This window comes from Streptomyces sp. NPDC001709, assembly GCF_053596375.1.
This window is the reverse complement of record NZ_JBSFGB010000012.1, coordinates 1-408: the sequence shown is the minus strand read 5'-3', so window position 1 is coordinate 408 and position 408 is coordinate 1. Positions and strand designations below refer to the sequence as shown.

1 protein-coding gene is annotated in these 408 nt (G+C 65.9%); it reads right to left on the bottom strand.

All coding sequences use genetic code 11. The features are described from left to right. Positions 1-216 precede the first annotated feature (216 nt). The coding region (locus tag ACWC0C_RS19105; RefSeq protein WP_450864934.1) for a hypothetical protein at positions 217-408 on the bottom strand (192 nt) is incomplete at its 5' end.

Here is a 408-nt window from a genome sequence, read left to right as displayed (position 1 = left end):
ACAGAGGACTCACCGAGAAACCCCAAGAAGGGAGAGGACCGCACTCATGGCTCAGGAGGCAGAAGCCGGCGACGCAGCAACCCAGAGACAGGAACGGGCCCGGCGCCACATCCAGGTCGTCACCGAGACACAGATGCGTCTTCGACAACTGGAAGCCGACCAACGGGCCGCCCGTGCGGCTCCGCTGCCACCCAAGCCTGCGCGAGCGCAGCACTACTATGCCGAGCTCCAGTCGCCGACGATGGCAGCCAGAACACGCTGACAGACGGCGTCATGCAGGTGGGCCTGCCGACCCCAGAACATCTGGGGTCGATACGACGTCTCCGTTCCCTTCCACACGGCGGTCACGGCCGAGCAGATCCGGGAGGCGTTCGCCGAGCACCCCGAGGTCGACTTCGTGTCCCTCGT